Here is a 19,156-nt window from a genome sequence, read left to right on the forward strand (position 1 = left end):
GCGGGCCGAGGCGCAGATCGGGGCGATGCCGCTGTTCGCCCGGGCCATGCTCGGCTGGCGCCACGGTTTTGGCGAGCTCACCCCGCAAGCCCGGACCGCCTTCGTCGCCGGCACCACCCCGGCCACTGTCTTCGCCGCCAGGATCGATCGCGAGGCACTTGTGGCGGGAGCCGGCCTCGACTGGCGCATCTCGCAGGCCACCGCGCTCGGCCTGACCTACTCCGCGACAATCGGCGAGCGCTCCAGAGACCACGCCCTCAAGGGACGCGTCGAGATGCGGTTCTGAACAGGAGATCATGGAGCGGGCCCCGAGGCCGCCCTGATCGAATTGCCGGGCCGATGCCCGGCGATCGCATGGTCGGCGTAGTCGGCTGTGCGAGTGGCAGATGCCCACTAAACGTGATCAGATCATTCTGCCCATGCAGGAGGGAAGGAAGCGGTGAGCACCCTGAGAGGCAGGGCCACCATCACCAGGATCGAAGCCGCGCAGCCACGGCACCGAGAGATCGCCTGCAACTTGTCTTAACCCAAGGAGCAATCGATGCCCGAAATCGAAAAGCGTCTTGCAGATCTGAGCCTTGTTCTGCCTCAGCCGCTTCGGGTCCCGCCTGGGGTTCTCCTGCCTTTCCCATGGGTCAATATTCGTGGAAACCGGGCCTTGATATCGGGCCATGCTCCGCAGGAGGCTGACGGCTCTTTGGCAGGTCCCTTCGGCGCCGTTGGCAGAGATGTTTCTCTTGAAGATGGCAAGATGCTGGCCCGCAAAGTTGCCTTGTCAGTGCTGACTAGCCTCAAAATTGCGTTGGGCGACCTTGATCGGGTCGAGGCCTGGTGTCGCGTGTTCGGCATGGTGAATGCCGCTCCAGGCTTCGACAAGCCACCGGCCGTCATTAACGGGTTCTCGGAAGTGATTCTGGACGTTTTTGGGCCCGAGGTTGGGGCTCATGCGCGCTCGGCGGTCGGTGTGAGCGCTCTGCCATTCAACCTAGCCGTCGAGGTTGAGGCAGAGGTGCTGGTCCGCTCGTGATAGGCCTCAACCGCGTCGCGATCGTCTGGCCGGCGTAACCGGCTGCCCTCCTTGGGCGTTTCCTCCCTAGACTGGCCCGGCCTCGCTCACGCGGGGCCGGGCTTTTTGTCTTTTGATATTGCCGGCCAGCGCCCGCGGCATAAATTGCCGTCGTTGGTGATGCATTCCGGAGAGAGGAGATGCCATTTTCATCACTGAAGGACCCGGTTGATCTTGCMCGGGCAAGCGCAGCGCTCGAYGCAGCCTGGAGTGAAATCCAGTTGGACCTTTCCGACCCATATGACGAGCGAGAGCGAACGCGCCTCGCTTACATTGTCGCTAGTCTGGCGGCCATTGCGGAAGATGAAGACGATCTGACCCGACGCGCCATCGAGCGGTTCCGACGAGCACAAGCATCTTGAGGAGGCCCCGTCGGACACCCGGGAGGGAGGTCGGGAACGTTCCGAGGTGCGCCCGATGCATGGCCGCCATCCCACAGGATTAGACCTTTCGGACTATCCTAGCCCACCGGAGCGATCTTACTCTACCGCTCGCGCGGCGGCCTTTGGCCGAGCCGAGATACCAGAATGCTGACACCTCAGCGTCTGCTTGCAAGCTGGGTGTTGCGCCCCAGCCCGTGTATTTATGGCCCCGCTGGCACCCGCTAGCGGGGCTTTTTTGGGCAGAGTACCGGAGCGTGATGTAGTCCGTCGACGACCTCCTTCGCGCCGGTAAAGCCGTCGGCTTTGTAACGATCAAGCCGGCCGCTTATGTCACCTGGCTAAATGGCGCTGAGAACACGCTGGACATGCGACGCAGATATGCAGAGCACCTTGCGAGTTCCGAGTTTCGCGAAACTAACGTGATTGCTAAGTGCGGCGGCGACCAAGGCACCAAGGCGGTCAATAGCACTTCGGACCCTGTCGCGCCCTAAGCCGCGCCATGTGTTCGAGATGGTGCTGCCAGCCTTCGGCGCCGATATGCTCGCGGCAGCGCTCGAAAGCCTTGCGAAACGCGGCAATAGCGGCATCTCTCGTCTTCTCCGACCCGTCCTGGAGCGACAGGCCATTGCTAAACCGGCCGGCGTGGGTGTGTACCACCCAATGCCAGTCGGGCTGGCTGTCGGCTCGACCTTGATGAAGCACGATTGCCCCGACGCGAACGCCCTCGCAGTCGACTGACCAGAACTTGTCGTCGTCCTCGGAGCGCGGGTGATCGTTGTAGGTTCGGCGCAGCGTTAGATTGAGCGTCACAGCGCCCTGATCTGCTCTTCGAACTCCTCCGGGATTGCACCATCGCGGCCCACATGAGTAGAGCGGTAGACATTTTACGTCAGCCACGCGAACACTAGGATCATCAGGATCAGCAATCCCGCTATGCAGAGCAGGATAAGGAACGCGTTCTTCTGGGTGTCGCCCCGCCGATCATGGCCATCCAGCATTTGACTACTCCGGCGGCAACTCGCCTGATGCCACCTATTCCCGCCCGTCGAGCGAGCGAGCTTCCTCGGGTTCAGGTGGCCCTTTGGCCTCCATTCGCTTCCCAGCGACCGAGCCGGATGAACTTGTCGCCCACCACACGGCCGCGAAGTAACCTCCCAAAAATACCATGAGGGCAGCGATTGCCGCCAATGTCCGCATATCGTTCGGCTCCCGAGAACTGCCCGAACCTCGCCAGCAAGTGCTGACGAGGCCCGCGCAGCACCCCAAGAGGGGTACTTCAGATCATCACTGAATGATCTGGACGACGCGCCGGCTGGACGGCTCGACCAGCACGACATGGTTGTCGGTGTAGACGTAGCGGTACTTGGTGACGCTGGGGCCCCAATCGTTGGGCGCGGTCTGAAGCTCGACATCGGCGGGAAGCATGGCGCCTACCGTGACCTTCTCCTTGATGGTCACCGGCTTCATCTTCTCCTTGACCACGTACTCCTTGATACGGGTCTGCTCGGGCTGGCCGATCATGATGGTGGTTTGCGCGAAGGCGGCAGAGCTCGCCACGAGAGCGGACGCGGCGACGAGGCCGAGAAGTGTGCGGTTCATTGTTATTCTCCTGGTTGGGCACCTTGCCGGCGCCATGGAAAACAACGTCCGGTGAAGATCAGCGTTCCAAATTATTCTAATTATAAAGTAGCAAGGTAGGGCTCCAGGCCCGCTCACGTGGCGGCAGCGTCGGATGTGCTCACCGATCTGGCCGAAAAATCTACGCAGGCGACGCTTCTCTGATGGGCCACTGGGAGCAAACCGGCGTCGAAAACCGCAAGTGGCGCGAGCGTCGGGCCAAATGGCCGCGCTGGCGGCGGGAGCTCCATAGCCACGCTGACGCGGCCTTCACCGCGCTTTGCTGGGTCGCGCCAGTGGCAATAGGGCTTTGGCTGTTCGGGCTGCTCTGAGAAGTAGTCCGACTCGACGCCATCGGTGCGCCACTCACGGACCAGCGACAGGGTGATCGTTCCATCAGGCTCGATCTGCAAGCGAGCCCCGCCCGCCAGTCGCCGCGGTCCTCGTCAACCGGGAGGATGACCAGGCTCATGCCTTCACCAGTGCCTCGATGATCTCGTTGTGGTCGGCGTAAAGCCGAGGTAGCTGGCGGCGATCGAACCAACGCGCGTCAGCTGCGTCGTCGCCAGCAACAAGCTGAGGTCGATTGCCGGAAACCCAGATCCTGATCACGACAGCTCCGCTAACAATTCTGCTCCGCGGATCGCGCTCGGGAGCGTCGAAGGCAACCGGTCGCTCGACCGATTGGATCAGGTCGGCGGCAACCAAATCGACGCCGGCCTCCTCTTTGAACTCGCGCAGCGCGCACTTCAGGAAGGTTTCACCAGGGTCCAAAAATCCGCCCGGAAGTGCCCACATACCACTCGACGTGCGTTGGGCGAGCGCGATTTCATTCCCTCGCACCACGACCGCGTCGGCGGTGAGGTGAGGCCCTTGCCATAGCGAGCCTCATATGCGGGATCGGGCATAGCTGGTTCCATCGGTTTCGAGAAATCGCATTGCCGGTAGCAAGGGGGCTTACGCGCCTAGAATGTTCAAAGCGCCTTCATACTTGGCCAGAAGCTTTTCGCGCTTGCGCGGCGGCAGCTTGGCCATGCGTGTACGGTCCAAGTTGTCCTGAAGGTCAGCAATCTTGACCGGCCGGGCAAGTTCGTTCGCCACGGCCCGCAATATGAAGTCGCTGTAGGGCTCGCCGTCATTGCGGGGGAGCGCTTCGATCGCCGCCACGATCGGGGCCGAAAACCCCTGATCGCGCGGGTCATCAGCGGTCACAGCGCTGTCTTCGATGACATCGTGAAGCACGGCGATAACGGCGCGGTCTTCGTCCCCACCGCGGATGAATCCGAGAGCAACGCGGAGCGAGTGTGAAATATACGGCGACCCAGCCTTGTCCGTCTGCCCAGCGTGGGCCTCGGCCGCGATTTCGATCGCGCGTTCTAGAGTGCTCTTCCCCTGTCGCCTTCGATGAGCGCGAGGATAGCCGCTGACTTCCATTCGAAAGCCTGCCGTGCTCCGGCATTCCAAGCCCTGCCTTCAGCCGTTTCTGCTTTCGGCCTTCGTATCCAGATGGTGATCAGCTCTTCTACGTCAGAGGTTGCAAGGGCTGCACGCAGGCCTTCGAGTCGGCCGAACATTCGCGCTTCGCGTACCAATCTCTCGCAAGTAGTGGCGCTGACGGTGCCCCGATCACGCATCGCTCGCCTCCTGGTCAGATTGTAGAGCGTCGGCCTATGCGCTCGCGTCCCGATCCGCTTGGAATGCCCAGTGAAGGACAACGGCATATGCGACCAGATTGACTATCGTCCGGGAGAACTTTCGCAGGGCAGGCATGGACAGCTCCAAAGCGGCTGGTTAGGCCAGCGTTCGCAGCAATCAACTGGAGTGCCCGTTCCTCAGTTCCCTTCAGAGTGGAAGACCGTCCAAAGATTGGCTCGCGTTCGAGACGGGGACGGAAAGACGCAGCAGGGATGGCGGACCATATCGGCGAATCTACACCCGAGCCGGTCACTCAAGCTGGGCAAATTTGAAGCCTGGGTTGCGCCACAAGCTGACTCTCGGCACTTGCCCACAAGCGGACTTTCATCGCGATCTGGCTGCCGCGTCACCTGCGATCGGCATTCAAAGCCGAGGTGAACTCGCGTGCGAGGCTGATAAATTCCTTGAACGCGGCGGACGGATTCTTGCGCCCGGGATAATAGAGGCACAAGGGCGCCACGGGCTTCATCCAGTCTTCGAGGACGCGGATCAGGCGGCAGGTTGTGATGTCTTCACGGACGTCCGACTCCATGAATAGACCCAGGCCGATCCCGCGCAGGACGGCGGTCCGCGAAAGGCTGGCCTCGTCGAGGGTGATGGGGCCTTGCACGTCGATCTGGACAGGCTCGCCGTCTTTCTCGAAGTGCCACTTGTAGATGCCGCCATTTGGCAGCCGTATGCGGATGCAGGTGTGATTGAGCAGATCGAGCGGCACCTGTGGTCTGCCGTGCGCTTCGAGATACGTTGGTGAAGCCACAACGACGTAGGATCGTGCCTGACCAATCGGAACAGCGATCATGTCGCTGGGCACGAAATCCGCGCTTCTGACGCCGAGATCAAAGCCGTCGGCCACCACATCGAGCAAGCGCCCCTCGGTCACAAGGTCGATGTGAACCTGCGGATATCGGCGCAGATACTCCAATACGAGCGGCTCTAGGATCTCCCGAGCTGCTGTCGGGAAGGCATTGATCCTGATCGTCCCGGACGGCACCTCCTGTTGAGACATCGCGCTGTCCATGGCGCTGTGGATATCGACCAACGCGGGACCAATCTGCTCGACGAAGTTCCGCCCCGCATCCGTGAGCGAAACGCTTCGGGTCGTGCGATTGAACAAGCGCACGCCGAGTTGCTTCTCGAACTTCGCAATGAGGTTGCTCAAAGCCGTCGTGGAAATCTGCAGTTCGACGGCCGCTGCCCGGAACGATTTGCGGCGCGCAACGGCCATGACGGCGTCGAGCTCGATGAGGTTATGGCCGATCATTGTCCCGGATTTCGCGACGTTTCATCCCGTTTTATCCCGATTATCAACTTCGTTGTCCATCGCTAAGTTGATGTCCGTGGAAGCAACCGCATAGGAAAGATCTCAACAGATCAGCCGGTGCCAGATCTGCCGACTTCAATATATGAGGATGGTAAGAATGTCTTTTGAACTGCCTTCACCGATCGCGCGGTACTTTACCGCAGACCTCGATCCGAATCCTCAAGCGATGGCCGATTGCTTTTCGGACGCCGCTACTGTCCGGGACGAGAACCACGTCCACACTGGCCGGGACGAAATCCGTCAGTGGAAAGTGGACTACTCGAAGAAATTCACCGCGACGTCGACGCCGATCGCGATCGAACGTGAGCGCGGCCGCACCGTCGTGACGTGCCACGTCGAGGGAAACTTCCCGGGCAGCCCGATCGACCTGCGGTATTTCTTCCGCCTGGAAGGCGACGAGATCGGCGAGCTGGAGATCACCCTGTGAATCCGTTCATCAGCCTCGAAGGCAAGCGGGCGCTTGTGACGTCCGGTACACGTGGCGCAGGCGCCGCGACCGTCAAGCTCTTTAGCGAGTTGGGCGCGAAGGTCCTGACCAGCGCCAGGTCGAAGCCGGAGGATCTGCCGGCCGAGATTTTCGTCGGTGTCGATCTCACGACGCCGGAGGGCTGCGCGCAGCTGGCACAGGCCGTTCGGGAGCGTTTGGGCGGCATCGACATCATCGTGCACATGCTAGGCGGCTCCTCCGCCCCGGCAGGAGGGTATGAGGCCCTCACGGACGAGGAATGGCGGAAGGAGCTCGACCTCAACCTGATGCCGGCTATTCGCCTCGATCGCGAACTGGTGCCGGCGATGACGGCACAAGGCAGCGGTGTCGTCGTCCACGTCACCTCGATCCAGCGCGTTATGCCGCTGCCGGAAGCGACAATCGGTTATGCCGCCGCGAAGGCCGCACTCGCTTCTTACAGTAAGAGCCTTTCGAAGCTGGTCTCTCCCAAAGGGGTGCGGGTCGTCCGTGTCTCGCCCGGGTGGATTGCTACTGAGGGCTCTGTTCACTTCGCCGAGCGCCTCGCGGAGCAACAGGGCGTCAGCGTCGAGGCGAGCACGAAGATGATCATGGATTCCCTCGGCGGCATTCCGATCGGCCGCCCGGCCAGCACCGACGAAGTCGCGAGCCTGATCGCTTTCGTCGCCTCGGACCGAGCGGGAAGCATCACCGGGACCGAATACGTCATCGATGGCGGGACGGTGCCGACGGTCTAAGAGGCCTCCGCGCTCACCGTCAGCCCTTGGGGTCGGGGTCCATTCCCGGATCTCCCACGCCTAAGGCGCCGGTATGGGCGTAGATCGCATCGCGAAGTTGCCGGACCAGCTGGTTGAGCCTCCCAAGGTCGCTGACCGTCTGGCCGGACGCTTCGAGCAGATTTGCGTTCAGGCAGCCGGCACGAAAGCGAAGAGCGTCACCTTCCGGAGTGAGCGCGATAATGACCTGGCGCTCATTCTCGGGATTGCGGGTGCGGCGCAACAGCCCGGCCGCTTCCATTCTCTTCAGTAGTGGCGTCAGCGTGCTGGATTCCAGGGCCAGCTGCTGCGCGATGCCGCCGACGGTCTGAGCGTCCTCACGCCAGAGGACATTGAGCACGAGATACTGCGGATAGGTCAGCCCCAGACCATCCAGCAAGGGCTTATAGGCCCGCTGGATCGCGATCTCCGCGGAGTAGATCGAGAAGCAGAGCTGGTCCTCCAGCGGCACTGGCGGGGCTGTGGTGGCGTCGGTCATCGGCAGGCCTTTCACTGCGGCTCACGGAACCGTGATCTCGAAAACATATATCGCGACAAATGTTAGATTGACAAGCACGGCCATAACCGGCACATCTATTATCACAATAACAGTTATTGCGATATTAAACGAAGGAACGCTGTCATGAACAAGTCCATTCGCAACACCCTTCTCGGCGCAGCCGCCATCGGCGCCATGTCGCAGGCCGCTCTCGCCCAGCCGGCGAACACGGCGCAGCCTGCCAAGAATGTCGTTCTGGTCCACGGCGCTTTTGCCGACGGATCGGGATGGCGCGGCGTCTACGACCTGCTGACGGCTCGCGGCTACCGCGTGACGATCGTCCAGAACCCGCTGACCTCGCTCGAAGACGACGTCGCGGCCACCAAGCGGGCACTCGACCGGCAGGACGGCCCCACGATCCTCGTCGGCCATTCCTGGGGCGGCACCGTCATCACCGAAGCGGGCGTCGATCCGAAGGTCACCGGTCTTGTCTACGTCTCGGCTTTGTCTCCGGATGCCGGCGAGACCACGGCCCAGCAGTATGAGGGGTTTGCCCCGGCGACCGAGTTCGTCCTCGACAAGGCGCAGGATGGTTTCGCCTTCGTCGACCGCGCCAAGTTCAAGGCTGGTTTCGCACACGATGTCTCCGATGCGGATGTCGCCTTCATGCGGGACTCGCAGGTGCCGATCAACCTGTCGGCCTTCGGCACCAAGCTGAAGAACGCCGCCTGGCGCACTAAGCCGAGCTGGTCCGTCATCGCCAGCGAGGACAAGGCCTTCGATCAGGCGATGCTTGATCACATGGCCAAGCGCATGGGCGCCAAGGTCACAAAGGTCTCGGCCAGCCATGCCCTCTTCATGACCCAGCCCAAGGTCGTGGCCGATGTTATCGACCAGGCCGCTCGCCAGGCAGCGTCCGCCGCGAAGTAACGGCCAGCCGTATCGCGGCTCCCGAAACGGCCCAGCGCCGAACTGGAAAGATCGAACGATGACTGACACCTCAGCCCCCGGCCATGCCGGGGGCTTCGAACGACGCGCACGCCAAAACGAGGCGGAGCGCAGAGCCAACCTCAAGACCACCTACGACTTCATCGTCTGCGGCGCCGGTTCGTCGGGATCGGTGGTTGCGCGCCGCCTGGCCGAAAACCCGGCTTGTAGCGTCCTTCTGATCGAGGCCGGGCCCGACGACGAAGCGGAGTCCGTGCTGGATCCCGCTCTGTGGCCCACCAATCTCGGCACCGATCGCGACTGGGGATTCCAGGCCGAGCCGAATCCGCATCTCGATGGTCGAGCCCTCTCGATGTCGATGGGCAAGGGCCTCGGAGGCGGTTCCAGCGTGAACGTCATGGTCTGGGCCCGCGGCCACCGCAGCGACTGGGACCATTTTGCGGCGGAGACAGGCGATCCAGCTTGGAACTACGCCTCGGTGCTCGACATTTATCGTCGGATCGAGAACTGGCAGGGCCAGCCGGATGCCAAATACCGCGGCACTACCGGCCCGGTCTGGGTTCAGCCCGCAAAGGACCCAAGCCCCATCGCCGGCGCCCTCCTGGATGCAGCGGAGGGTCTTGGTATCCCCCGCTTCGATCATCCCAATGGTGAGATGATGGAAGGCATCGGCGGGGTTGCCTATGCCGACATGCTCGTTCGCGAGGGACGAAGACACTCCCTGTACCGAGCCTATGTTCGGCCGATTGCCGATCGTGCGAACCTGACGATCCTCACTGGAACGAGCGTTCGACGCGTGCTGTTCGACGGGCGCCGCGCCATCGGTGTGGAGATCGAACGAGCCGGCTCGATCTCATCGATCAAGGCAAGCACCGAGGTCGTGATCTCGACGGGCGCGATCAATACGCCCAAGCTGCTGATGCTGTCCGGGGTGGGCGATCGTGACGAACTGGCACGGCTCGGCATACCCGTCGTCCAGCACCTTCCCGGCGTCGGCCGCAATCTGCAGGATCACGTCTCGTTCGGATGTACGTGGGAGTACCGTGAGCCGCTTGCGCCGCGCAACAGCGGCAGCGAGGCGACGCTCTACTGGAAGAGCTGGCCCGACCTCACCGCGCCGGATCTGCTCTTCTGCCAGGTGGAGTTCCCGGTTCCGAGCGAGCGGACGGCGCAACTGGGCGTGCCAGCCCATGGCTGGACGATGTTTGCGGGGCTCGCCCAGCCCCATAGTCGCGGTCGGATATGCCTGACGTCGGCAGATCCAACTGACAAGCCTGTCGTTGACGCCAACATGCTGTCGGATCCGCGCGACCTGGAAGCGGCTCGGGCTTGTGTGAAGCTTTGCCGCGAGATTGGCAGCAGCGACGCATTCAGGCCGTTCGTCAGCGCCGAACGTATCCCTGGAACCGGTCGTCAGATCGACGATGCGTTCATCCGAGATGCGGCGGTGACCTACTGGCATCAGTGCGGCACCGCAAAAATGGGCTCGGATGACATGTCGGTGGTCGATGCCAAGCTCGCGGTGCACGGGATCGCCGGCCTGCGGATCGCCGATGGCTCGGTGCTGCCGCGTGTCACGACCGGCAACACCCAGGCTCCTTGCGCCATCGTTGGCGAGCGAGCCGCCGATCTCATACGACGGCAGTACCGGCTGTAAGCCAAGCCTTCTAACCCATACATGCTGAAGCGCGCTGACCGCGCTTCAGCAATCACTGCATGGCGGTGAGGCGCATAGCCGAGTGACTGGAATGCGCGGGCGCGAGCGTAATTCTGGCTCACGCCCTTCGCATCCACCAGAGCTATGCCGCTTGCCGTGAGCGTTTTGACCTTTTCGTCGCCAAGAAACAAATCCAGGCCTCGGAGAAGGCCGGCTTCGCTCGCGCCCTCACAGACTACTACTGTGGGGGCGAGGAAGGCCTCAGGATAAAGCCGCATCGTACCCTGGACGCCTTCATCGGATCCAACGACCGCGATCAAGTGCTCCTTTTCGAGTTTGCGAACGACATGGAGCTGATCGCCACGCAACTCGCGGAGCGTAACCGGCGAATGCGTGGTGATGAATGCCTGGATAGGAGGTTGCTCCTCCTTCGCGCCAATAGAGCCGAGAAGGCGGACGATCCGGTGTGGTTCGAGCCCATGTTCGAGTTCATCAATCAAAAGGATGCTCGACTGTGCTGACGCCCGACGTTGAAGCCCCGCCAGTAATAGGGGCGTCGATCCGGTTCCAAGAGCACGCAAAGGCACCCCGTCTGCGTCGTGAAGCGCGATCGTTCCCCCAGTGAACGAGACCGAGTGGGCATCCAGCGTCGCCTTGATGCCGTCGCTCAGAGAAATGCCGAGCTCCTTCGCTGTCTCTTCGACTAGGCGAAGCGTCCCTCCCAGCTGGCTGTCAGCAACATCTCCAAATACGGAACGAGCTGTGCGCGCAGCCTCCGCCAACGCGGCAGTCATATCGGGGCGTTCGTCGGACAACCGATTCAGGATGGAACCGCGGCGCCAAGCCAAATTGTGATCAGCGAGAGCCCCCACCCTCGTCGGAGCAATTCGAGCGCGGTCGGACCAGGTCAGGAACCGTGACTGGCCAGCCGCCTCTGCCCTTTCCGAAAACAGCGTCCAAACCGGGTCCAAGTCGCTCTGTACAGTCAATCGCACACTGAGGACGGTTTCAGATTGCGTCTCCGGCTCGTCCTCAACGATTCCCTTCGCAGTGAATCCGCGCAGATAGCTGCCATAGGTCTCTAGGCTTTTGAGGGAATCATCCAGCTCGCCCACCGTCACCGTGATGGTGATAGGTTTGGATACATCAAGAAGATGGAAATCGGCGTCTGTGACCTGGAGAACGACGAACCCCAATGCAGTAATCGATCGCATCCAGAATCGACGACTTGCCAGCGTCTCCTGGGCCGATGAGACAATTTATCCCGTGGGAGGGATTCCAACGCAACTTCTGCACGCAACGGAAGTTATCAGTCTCAACCCGCCGAATCCGAGCCATCGCCTCTCCACCCAACTACGGTTGCTGCAATAGGCTGGCGTGTGTCCAACCCCAGGCAGCAGTGTCGCCAATCTTGATCCAGCCGCCGCGTTTCTCGAACACGCTGACAGTGGTTCCAGTTGGCACGACCTTCAATGATGCGGCGGATCGATCCGGGCCAGCTCGGACGTTCGCGGTCTGCTTGACTACCATCTTCTCGATTGCGGTCGGCGCTGTCGGAGCGGGAGCGGGTTCTGAAACTGGTATGGGCGCAGGCGCCCCTGCCGACGGAATTAGAGCAACCTGGGGCGGCGTGGAGACAGGCGCTGAACTGATGCTCGGCCGTTCGGCACTTATTGTCGACGCAGCCGGCGCCGACGACATTACGGCCAGCGGGGCAGAAGTTGGCTTCGGCCGGACAAGATTTGAGACTGGGCCGTAAGCGATCAGTCCGGCAAGCAGCGCCGGGATAGCAATCACTTCGTAGGCGCCCAACACCTTCGGCAAGGCCGGCAGCAATGCGCGAGCATCCTTCTGCGGCCCCTCACTCGTAGCCGCTGACCCAACGACCGATTTCGAGCCCTTTGCCTGACGTCGAAGTGCGTCTTGGAAGCTAGAAATCGCATTCCCGAATGCCAGAGCCGAGCCGCAGTGGCTGGCATTGTACGCTTCTTCGACCCCGTTCCTGGTTTTGAATCTGATCTCGCCGTAGAGAGCGATCGGGATCTGGAAGTTCTGTGAAAACCGGCGGTCGGGCGATCCGTCCTTGTTCGACCTGTGCCACGCGTGCCCGACTATCTCGGCGTCAGGCGGGACTGTTTCACGCTCGATAAAGCGGCAGCCGTAGGTCTCGACGGTGAGGTCGCGAAGGTCGATGAGGGCGTAATCGCTGCTCGCCTTGTCCCTGATGAGCATGAAGCCAGGAAAGATGTCGAGATCGCCACCGTTGGCGTTTTCAAAACGGTGCCCGCCGCCAGGAGTTGCGACGATGCCGTCGATGACTGTCCTCAAACCGACAGACGTGCGCGTGATGGATTCGTGAGCGGCGGACCGGGTACGGAAGCGATCGACAGCGACGGATGATGTGACGTCCCAGAATTTCGCGGTCTGCGAGAGCCGATCGAACGTCTTTCTCACTTCCGCCCACGCCGACCAGGTCTGGTGGTCGAGATCGATCTCCACCTTGATCTCTGTCGCCATGATCGCTGCGGCGACCTTCAAGGCTTCCTCTTCCGCTTCCTCGAAAGCAGCGCGCACCGCCGGGATCGAGGACTTCATCATTACGCGAAGCGGCAGCTGTTCGCGGCGTCGCAGTTTCCGCCACGCGCGGCGTCGATCTGCAACCGCCTCGGTCATATCCGCCTGGAGCAAAGCCTTCTGGTGCGCGGCATCGTTGATCAGCTTCTTGAGGCCCTCGAGGTCAGGACTGGTCAGGCTTGCCACCTCGGCGCTCTTGATCTCCCCGACCAATGGCCCTGGCTGCGTCTCAGTCTCGGGACGCGTCGGCTCGGATGGTGCCGCTGGGTCCAGATAGATTTCAGCGTGGGGCGACGTACGTTTGGCGGGGCGCGGTGAACTTAGATTGTGAGAGTAGGAAATGCCGGTGCCGGGCAGGCCCATGGTCAGACGGCTGCCGCGCGGACCGATGTTGATCATCGCTCCCGGCACACCTGCGCTTACGCTCACGCCGCTGAGGCTGAAGTTCACCCTGACGCCGGGAAAGAGACGAACGGAACGCCGAAACCTGAATCCCATGATGCCCCCTTTTCGCCGTCCCGATCAGGCCGCCGCGGCAGCCGAGCTAGAGGGTTGGGGAATTTCTGGAATTCTCGGCTGGCTTCGAAGGCGCCTGCTGCTCCTTCAGGTTCTTCCCGATCAGATCGCCGCGTGACCGTATTACGTAAGCCGTGACCACGTCGCGGACACGATCCTCCGCGATCTTTCGTACCAGCGAGCGATCAGACGGCCCACCCGACTCGTTCTCCACCAGTTCGGTGGTGACTTTCACCAGCGCATCGATGTCGTTTTGGCAGAAGATCATGGCCGCCTTCGCGACAACCTCCGCCTTCTCATCGGTTAGGAGCATAGTCGCTCCTTCCTTGCCGATGCAGGCGAGCGTCTTCGACCGAATAAGCTCCCGGGTCCTTTCCAGGAGTTCGGTCCGTTCGGCACGAGCTGCCTTGGCACGGGTCTCGGCCTCGATCCGTTCGGCTTCAGCACGCGCAGTCGCAGCTTCTCGGTCGGCTTTTTCCTTCTCCAGCCTTGCCTGCCGATCTGCGCGTTCCCGCTCCTCATGGGCATGCCGCTCAGCGGTCCTGCGCTCAGCGTCCGCTCGGGAGGTGGCGATCTGGCTGGCCAGCCGCACACGCACGGCCCGCTCCAGATCGGTGAGGTATGGACCGGTATAGAAGGCTTGACCGCCGAAGCCATAGATCGCGTCGTGGGTCGAAATCATCACTGAAATCGACTGCGAGCAAGTCGACAGCGCGCGATTGATAAGCGGCTGAAAGCTGTCGTATGCGACCGCACCGTCAAATCCATCGTCACGGCGGACAACCGCGGCTACGCAATCTGTGGCTGCACGAACATAAGGGACGTGCTGCTTACGCTTTTGTGCTTCTGACTGCGCTGGGGTCTGTGCCGAGGCCGGCAAAGCCGATACCACCAATACACCGATCACAAGAAACGTACGCATAGACCTTCCCCCAGAGCGTGTGTTTTACCAATCCTTAACTGCAAGTCGAGTCGGACCTTTGGCTTCGGTTAAGACCGTCGGAATGATCTCGGTGGAGCGTTCCGGGCGGCCGTGAGCGCTTGGTTCGAACCGGGTACGCCGACACGTCCTCAAGCGGAATTTTCCGATTAGGACATTCCCTACGTCGGCCGATGGGCCAGTCCCGCTCTAGCGATCAAAGGGCTAGTTTGGCGGTAAAAGGGCTAGCTAGACAGCCCGAAACCGGACACTCCGGATGTCGGCAAGGGGCCAACTCCGGCCGCCGGTACCTCCCGGCTTGTATGTCCGAGATGGGTGGGGAGCGGACCGTGCGACGGCCAGCGGCCAATGTCCGTAAGCGGTCGAGAAAAGGCATCCCTGCGGCTGCGGCTTGGCATGATCGAATGTAGGTTGTTTTCCTGGCTCAAAGCGAAAGCTAGGAGAGGCCTTTGACTGCAGGTGGAACGGATGTCTCGGCGGCACTGGCCAAGATCGCGGCGGCAATACCCCATCGCAGCGACCTGTTTGAAAAATGGCAAACGGAAATAGCTTCCGATCGGCTTCATGGGCTTCAATACAGCGCGCCTATAACAATCAAGAATGCGCTCTTGCACGCAGCCTCATTGGGCTTGCTGGACGCGGCAGCCGCCGAACGGCTGGCGGCCGAGCTCAATTGCAAGCCCCTGGCAGGCAAACCCGACATCGCCAAATTCGACCCCCGTGATGACGCGTATTGGTCTCTGCCTATGGCGATGGCTTGGGTGATGTCCCTCGATTGGAAACAGGTTGCGCAGCAAAAGTTGGACTACAGGACGGCTCACGAAGATTGGTATTGCGAGTCGAATGTTGGACTGCCGAAGGACGGGCGGTTGAACGGATACATCATCGATGCGAGCTGGCAGATCAGAAATTTGGGGCCGGCCGCGATCGACCGGTTGCTGTTAGGAGACAGCTTCGACACCGTGCAGTCAGTCCACCGCGCCAGGGTGATGACCGCGCCGGAGGCGAAGCGTGCATTGTGGCGCGCGCTTCAGGAACAGCGGCTGACGGCATCCGGTCGCCAGGACGGGGCGCGTAAGCCTATCTCCGCTTTTCTATGGCAAGATCTTCTGCCCTTTCAAGATGGCCGCGAAGCACCGGAGTATCTGCGGGAGGGCTCTCGTGGGCCGAGATGGGACGATGTGACCGTCAGCCGAGATGACGTCCTGCGGGAGTGGCCGCCTAGTCCTAACGAAGCTCCGCAGGAGAAGTCGCAGGTAGAGAATTGGCACCGGTTTGCCTCTTTGCCGCTTGCGCCATGGCTTCCGCTGGAAGTCGTTTTGAGCTTTGTGCAGGACGGATGGGCGCTGCATCCCTCAAATACGGCGTTGAGCGAGTTTGTGGTGCCCAGCGGCGAAGATGGCGAGTGGCGACGAAAAGGGGCGTTGCTGGCGCACCAGCCGCTCGGCACAAGTAATTATGACGACCCTGTCATTGATCTGTTCAACATGGCGCTCACGCGCGCTGGCCTTGAAGAGCGCGTCAGATTTCGTGGCGTCCCCTGCGGCGGCGTCGCCACGGATATCCGGGACATACCGTCAAGCTACTTTGTCGAGATGCGGATTTTTGGGCCTATCCCGGTCCATAATCCGACGATTGGCGGCATGGCGGAAGGCGCCCGTCGCCAACAACACTGGGAAAGCGTCACCGTCGAGCGGCTGGGCTTCCTCAGATGGCTGGGGAACGAATATCCAGCTATAGCGCGCCTGCACCGCGACTATGCGCCTGTGGCTATGCCCTGGGCGTCCGATATCGTGCGGGAATTCATCGCTGGTGCGGCCAAGCGAATAACAGGTGCTCCCGGCCCAATAGCGATAGCGGACGCAGCCGCCTGGCTGGCATGGGGCGGAAAGGAACCGCCCATCGATTACCTCGAAAGGGCTATGGTGGAGGCGCTAAGGACGACCGCCGCCAGCTTATTAGACAGGATCGCCATTGGTTCGCTCGACGCTTTCGGCTCGAAAAGGGGGCGGGCGCCGCAGCGACTGGAGCCGCGATGGTTTCGCGACCTGCCGATCATTTTCGATGTCGACGGCCGTGCCACACCGCTAGCCTATATCCTCGGCGAGAAAGGCGTCTGGTTTGACCTGCTGCGAAGCGCCCTGGAGTTGGGCCGGTCGGAGTCTGGCTGGCCTCATGAAACCACTTTCGAGAACGTGACCGTCAATTCGACCGACATTGCGTCACTGCTGCCAAACAAGTCGGTGAAGCGCGCCGCTGAAGCTGCAGCTGACGACGAGCAGGGAACCGATGGTGAGCGAGCGGTGCGCCTGGCGGTCAAGGAGCTTTGGCCGGACGGTGTCCCTGCTGGCATGACCAACAAAGTTAGGGATGGGAAGATCAACGATTGGGCGCGAGCCCATGGCCTTGGCCGCAAGTTCTCGTCCAGCACCATCCAACGCGCATTGCGCACAACCCGTTAGATTATCATCAAATCGCGTTATTAGGCGTCAAACGGCGTCATTATTCGTCAAACGGTTCCGCCAACAGCCGGTTCGTCGCATCGCTCCATTCACGTCCGCCGGTGCTCATGCGGATGCGAATGGAGAAACACCAATGCCCGACATCGATCGCCTGATCCCCGTCACCGATGCCTTCGCCATGGTCGGCATGCGCCGCACCAAGGGTTATGCCGAGGTGACCGCAGGCCGGCTAGCCGTCATCCGCAACGGCCGCCGCACCTTCATCCGCGCCAGCGAGGTGCAGCGCTATATCGACAACCTGGCTGCCGCCATCATGCCGCAGCAAGGGCGCTGATCGATGTCCCGTCGCGGCGCTACGCTACGCGGCATCAGCAAATACCAATCCTATTCGATCCCGGAAGTGGCGCGCGCGCTGCACAAGTGTCGGGGCACGGTGGAACGCTGGATCAAGGCCGGGCTTCCGGTCATGGCGGAGAAAAAGCCGCATCTGGTGCATGGCGCCGACGTGATTGCGTTCCATGCCGCGCGGAGGGCGGTGAAGCAGAAATGCCGCCTGCCCGAATGCTACTGTTTCCCTTGCCGAAAGCCTCGCGAGCCGGCCGGCGGAGTGGCGGACCTCCATGTTGGTTCGGGATCCACCGGCAACCTCCATGCCCTGTGCTGTGTGTGCCTGGGGCCGATGCACAAACGGGTATCCCTGACGAGATTGGACGAGCTTCGCGCCGTTCTGGACGTGGCGATCAGGCAGGCTCCCGCGCGCATAGGTGAGTGAAGCGTGCCCTGTCCGAATGTCGCATTCCCGGCGAAAGGAACACCGATGCGAAAGCGCAACCCGAAAAACGAGCGCATCAAGCGCGATTACCTGATCTATCTGTCCGAAGCGCAGGGCCGGTCGCGGGCGACGCAGGATCAGGCGATGGCCGCCATCGCCGCCTTCGAAACCTCGACCGGGCACAAGGACTTCGCACTGTTCCATATCGAGCAGGCGCGCGGGTTCAAACGCCAGTTCTCCGAACTGCGCCATCCCGAAACCAAAGCGCCGCTGGCGACGGCGACGATCCATGCCCGGCTGATGGCCGTGAAGGCGTTCTTTTACTGGCTTGTCGGACGGCAGGGTTATCGCCGCCTGAGTTATGGCGATGTCGAGTATTTCAATCCCTCGACGAAGGACGCCCGCATCGCCACGGCCAAGCGCGAGCGGGCTGCGCCGAGCGTCGCCGTGGTCCTGCGTGTCGTGGACGAAATGCCGGCAGAGACCGACATCCAGCAGCGCGACCGTGCGCTGATCGCCTTCGCGCTCGTGAGCGGAGCGCGTGACAACGCCATCGCCAGCTTCCGCCTGAAGCATGTGGACCTGGTGGCGCGGACGATCGCGCACGAGCCGCGCGACGGCGTGCGGACCAAGTTCAGCAAGACCTACACGACATGGTTTTTCCCGGTCGGCGGCGATCTTGAATCGATCATTGCCGGCTGGCACGCCCATCTGCGGACGGTGCTTCTTTTCGGGCCGGACGATCCGCTATTTCCGGCGACGGAGTTGGGTATCGGGGCCGATGGCGGCTTCCGACCCGCTGGCCTGAGCCGCCAGGGCTGGGCATCGGCCGAGCCGATCCGTCGCATCTTCCGCCAAGCGTTCGCGGCGGCCGGCTTACCCTACTGCAACCCACATTCACTGCGGAAGACGCTGGCGGCCTATCAGCATGAGGTCTGCGCGACGCTGGAGCAGCATAAGGCCTGGAGCCAGAACCTGGGGCACGAGAAACTCGACACCACCTTCACCTATTACGGCGAAGTGCCGAGGCGTCGCCAAGCCGAAATCTTCGCCGGGCTGCGCCCCGGTGGGGCTCGTAATCCCGGCGGAATGTCGGAAGATCAGATCATGACGGCGGCGGCGGAAATTTTGCGGCGTCGCGTGTCCTAAAAGCCGACGCTCGCGCTGATAGCCACCCCTTCAGTCCGGCTTGGTCGGCACCCGCAATATTTGATCCAAGGCTGGAAGCGACATCGGATCTATCCGGACTTCATTTTTGCCGTGCAACGCTGCGATGGTTCCGCTCGCCCTATCTGGATGCGACGTAGCGTCGCGATCGGAAAAGGCGGCGCGTTGCCTATTTTCCTGCCGATGGCTGTCAACAGCCGCGCAGAATGTTGGCCTTATCGTTGGCCTTTGGTAAAATCAAACGAAAAATAATTCATTGAAGTCCGTTGGTTGGTAAGATTATTTGGCTCCCTCTTGCGCACCATTTCCCAGCCAGAA

The 19,156-nt window shown here is 61.7% G+C and carries 18 protein-coding genes and 2 pseudogenes; 10 read left to right on the plus strand and 10 right to left on the minus strand.

Features of this window, described 5'->3' with window-relative positions; all coding sequences use genetic code 11:
* Together AC1DS0_RS24860 and AC1DS0_RS24865 are read left to right on the plus strand one after the other, a co-directional pair.
* Positions 1–286: autotransporter domain-containing protein (locus AC1DS0_RS24860; protein ID WP_476816904.1), on the plus strand; the 286-nt coding region annotated here is incomplete at its 5' end.
* A 255-nt stretch (positions 287–541) separates the two neighbouring features.
* Positions 542–1,027 (plus strand): RidA family protein, encoded by a 486-nt coding sequence (locus AC1DS0_RS24865; protein WP_476816905.1) that lies wholly within the window; start codon positions 542–544, stop codon positions 1,025–1,027.
* Between the two features lie 881 nt (positions 1,028–1,908).
* On the opposite strand, the gene AC1DS0_RS24870 is transcribed toward AC1DS0_RS24865, so the two are convergent.
* The 5 genes and pseudogenes from AC1DS0_RS24870 to AC1DS0_RS24890 all read right to left on the minus strand — a co-directional run bounded on the left by AC1DS0_RS24870 (position 1,909) and on the right by AC1DS0_RS24890 (position 6,022).
* Positions 1,909–2,259, minus strand: coding sequence for a hypothetical protein (locus AC1DS0_RS24870; protein ID WP_476816906.1), 351 nt, complete (start codon positions 2,257–2,259; stop codon positions 1,909–1,911).
* A gap of 474 nt (positions 2,260–2,733) precedes the next feature.
* Complete coding sequence (locus AC1DS0_RS24875; protein ID WP_476816907.1) at positions 2,734–3,048, minus strand: DUF1236 domain-containing protein; 315 nt, start codon at positions 3,046–3,048, stop codon at positions 2,734–2,736.
* Between the two features lie 486 nt (positions 3,049–3,534).
* Positions 3,535–3,924 (minus strand): annotated as a pseudogene (locus AC1DS0_RS24880) (NUDIX domain-containing protein); the annotation flags it as partial.
* Positions 3,925–4,023: 99 nt separating this feature from the next.
* Positions 4,024–4,500 carry an HD domain-containing protein gene (locus AC1DS0_RS24885; RefSeq protein WP_476816908.1) on the minus strand — a complete coding sequence of 159 codons (477 nt, stop codon included), beginning with the start codon at positions 4,498–4,500 and terminating at the stop codon, positions 4,024–4,026.
* A 607-nt stretch (positions 4,501–5,107) separates the two neighbouring features.
* Complete coding sequence (locus AC1DS0_RS24890; RefSeq protein ID WP_476816909.1) at positions 5,108–6,022, minus strand: LysR family transcriptional regulator; 915 nt, start codon at positions 6,020–6,022, stop codon at positions 5,108–5,110.
* 157 nt (positions 6,023–6,179) lie between these two features.
* Between AC1DS0_RS24890 and AC1DS0_RS24895 the strand changes: the two genes are divergently transcribed.
* A complete protein-coding gene (locus AC1DS0_RS24895) occupies positions 6,180–6,509 on the plus strand; it encodes a nuclear transport factor 2 family protein (RefSeq protein ID WP_476816910.1) in 330 nt (109 codons plus the stop codon).
* Complete coding sequence (locus AC1DS0_RS24900; protein ID WP_476816911.1) at positions 6,506–7,285, plus strand: SDR family oxidoreductase; 780 nt, start codon at positions 6,506–6,508, stop codon at positions 7,283–7,285. Before AC1DS0_RS24895 ends, AC1DS0_RS24900 begins: the two co-directional genes overlap by 4 nt.
* Before the next feature lie 19 nt (positions 7,286–7,304).
* Here AC1DS0_RS24900 and AC1DS0_RS24905 read toward each other — a convergent pair whose 3' ends face one another.
* On the minus strand, positions 7,305–7,802 hold the full coding sequence (locus tag AC1DS0_RS24905; protein WP_476816912.1) for a MarR family winged helix-turn-helix transcriptional regulator: 498 nt from the start codon (positions 7,800–7,802) through the stop codon (positions 7,305–7,307).
* 144 nt (positions 7,803–7,946) lie between these two features.
* Between AC1DS0_RS24905 and AC1DS0_RS24910 the strand changes: the two genes are divergently transcribed.
* Together AC1DS0_RS24910 and AC1DS0_RS24915 are read left to right on the plus strand one after the other, a co-directional pair.
* Complete coding sequence (locus AC1DS0_RS24910; RefSeq protein ID WP_476816913.1) at positions 7,947–8,732, plus strand: alpha/beta fold hydrolase; 786 nt, start codon at positions 7,947–7,949, stop codon at positions 8,730–8,732.
* Positions 8,733–8,790: 58 nt separating this feature from the next.
* A complete protein-coding gene (locus AC1DS0_RS24915; protein WP_476816914.1) occupies positions 8,791–10,407 on the plus strand; it encodes a GMC family oxidoreductase in 1,617 nt (538 codons plus the stop codon).
* A gap of 386 nt (positions 10,408–10,793) precedes the next feature.
* Here AC1DS0_RS24915 and AC1DS0_RS24920 read toward each other — a convergent pair.
* The 4 genes and pseudogenes from AC1DS0_RS24920 to AC1DS0_RS24935 all read right to left on the minus strand — a co-directional run.
* Positions 10,794–11,621, minus strand: a pseudogene (locus AC1DS0_RS24920) (AAA family ATPase); the annotation flags it as partial.
* Positions 11,554–11,745 (minus strand): AAA family ATPase, encoded by a 192-nt coding sequence (locus tag AC1DS0_RS24925; protein WP_476816915.1) that lies wholly within the window; start codon positions 11,743–11,745, stop codon positions 11,554–11,556. The pseudogene AC1DS0_RS24920 and the gene AC1DS0_RS24925, both read right to left, overlap by 68 nt.
* Before the next feature lie 15 nt (positions 11,746–11,760).
* Positions 11,761–13,479 (minus strand): DUF4236 domain-containing protein, encoded by a 1,719-nt coding sequence (locus tag AC1DS0_RS24930; protein WP_476816916.1) that lies wholly within the window; start codon positions 13,477–13,479, stop codon positions 11,761–11,763.
* Positions 13,480–13,525: 46 nt separating this feature from the next.
* Entirely contained in the window at positions 13,526–14,419 is an 894-nt protein-coding gene (locus AC1DS0_RS24935; RefSeq protein ID WP_476816917.1) for a hypothetical protein, read from the minus strand.
* Between the two features lie 467 nt (positions 14,420–14,886).
* Here AC1DS0_RS24935 and AC1DS0_RS24940 point away from each other — a divergent pair, with 467 nt between their 5' ends.
* The 4 genes from AC1DS0_RS24940 (at position 14,887) to AC1DS0_RS24955 (ending at position 18,820) form a co-directional block, all read left to right on the plus strand.
* On the plus strand, positions 14,887–16,899 hold the full coding sequence (locus AC1DS0_RS24940; protein ID WP_476816918.1) for a hypothetical protein: 2,013 nt from the start codon (positions 14,887–14,889) through the stop codon (positions 16,897–16,899).
* Between the two features lie 133 nt (positions 16,900–17,032).
* Complete coding sequence (locus AC1DS0_RS24945; protein ID WP_476816919.1) at positions 17,033–17,233, plus strand: hypothetical protein; 201 nt, start codon at positions 17,033–17,035, stop codon at positions 17,231–17,233.
* A 3-nt stretch (positions 17,234–17,236) separates the two neighbouring features.
* A complete protein-coding gene (locus tag AC1DS0_RS24950) occupies positions 17,237–17,671 on the plus strand; it encodes a helix-turn-helix domain-containing protein (RefSeq protein ID WP_476816920.1) in 435 nt (144 codons plus the stop codon).
* A gap of 45 nt (positions 17,672–17,716) precedes the next feature.
* Entirely contained in the window at positions 17,717–18,820 is a 1,104-nt protein-coding gene (locus tag AC1DS0_RS24955; RefSeq protein WP_476816921.1) for a site-specific integrase, read from the plus strand.
* Positions 18,821–19,156 lie beyond the last annotated feature (336 nt).

The sequence above is a fragment of the Allobosea sp. P4_H5 genome, from assembly GCF_056400825.1.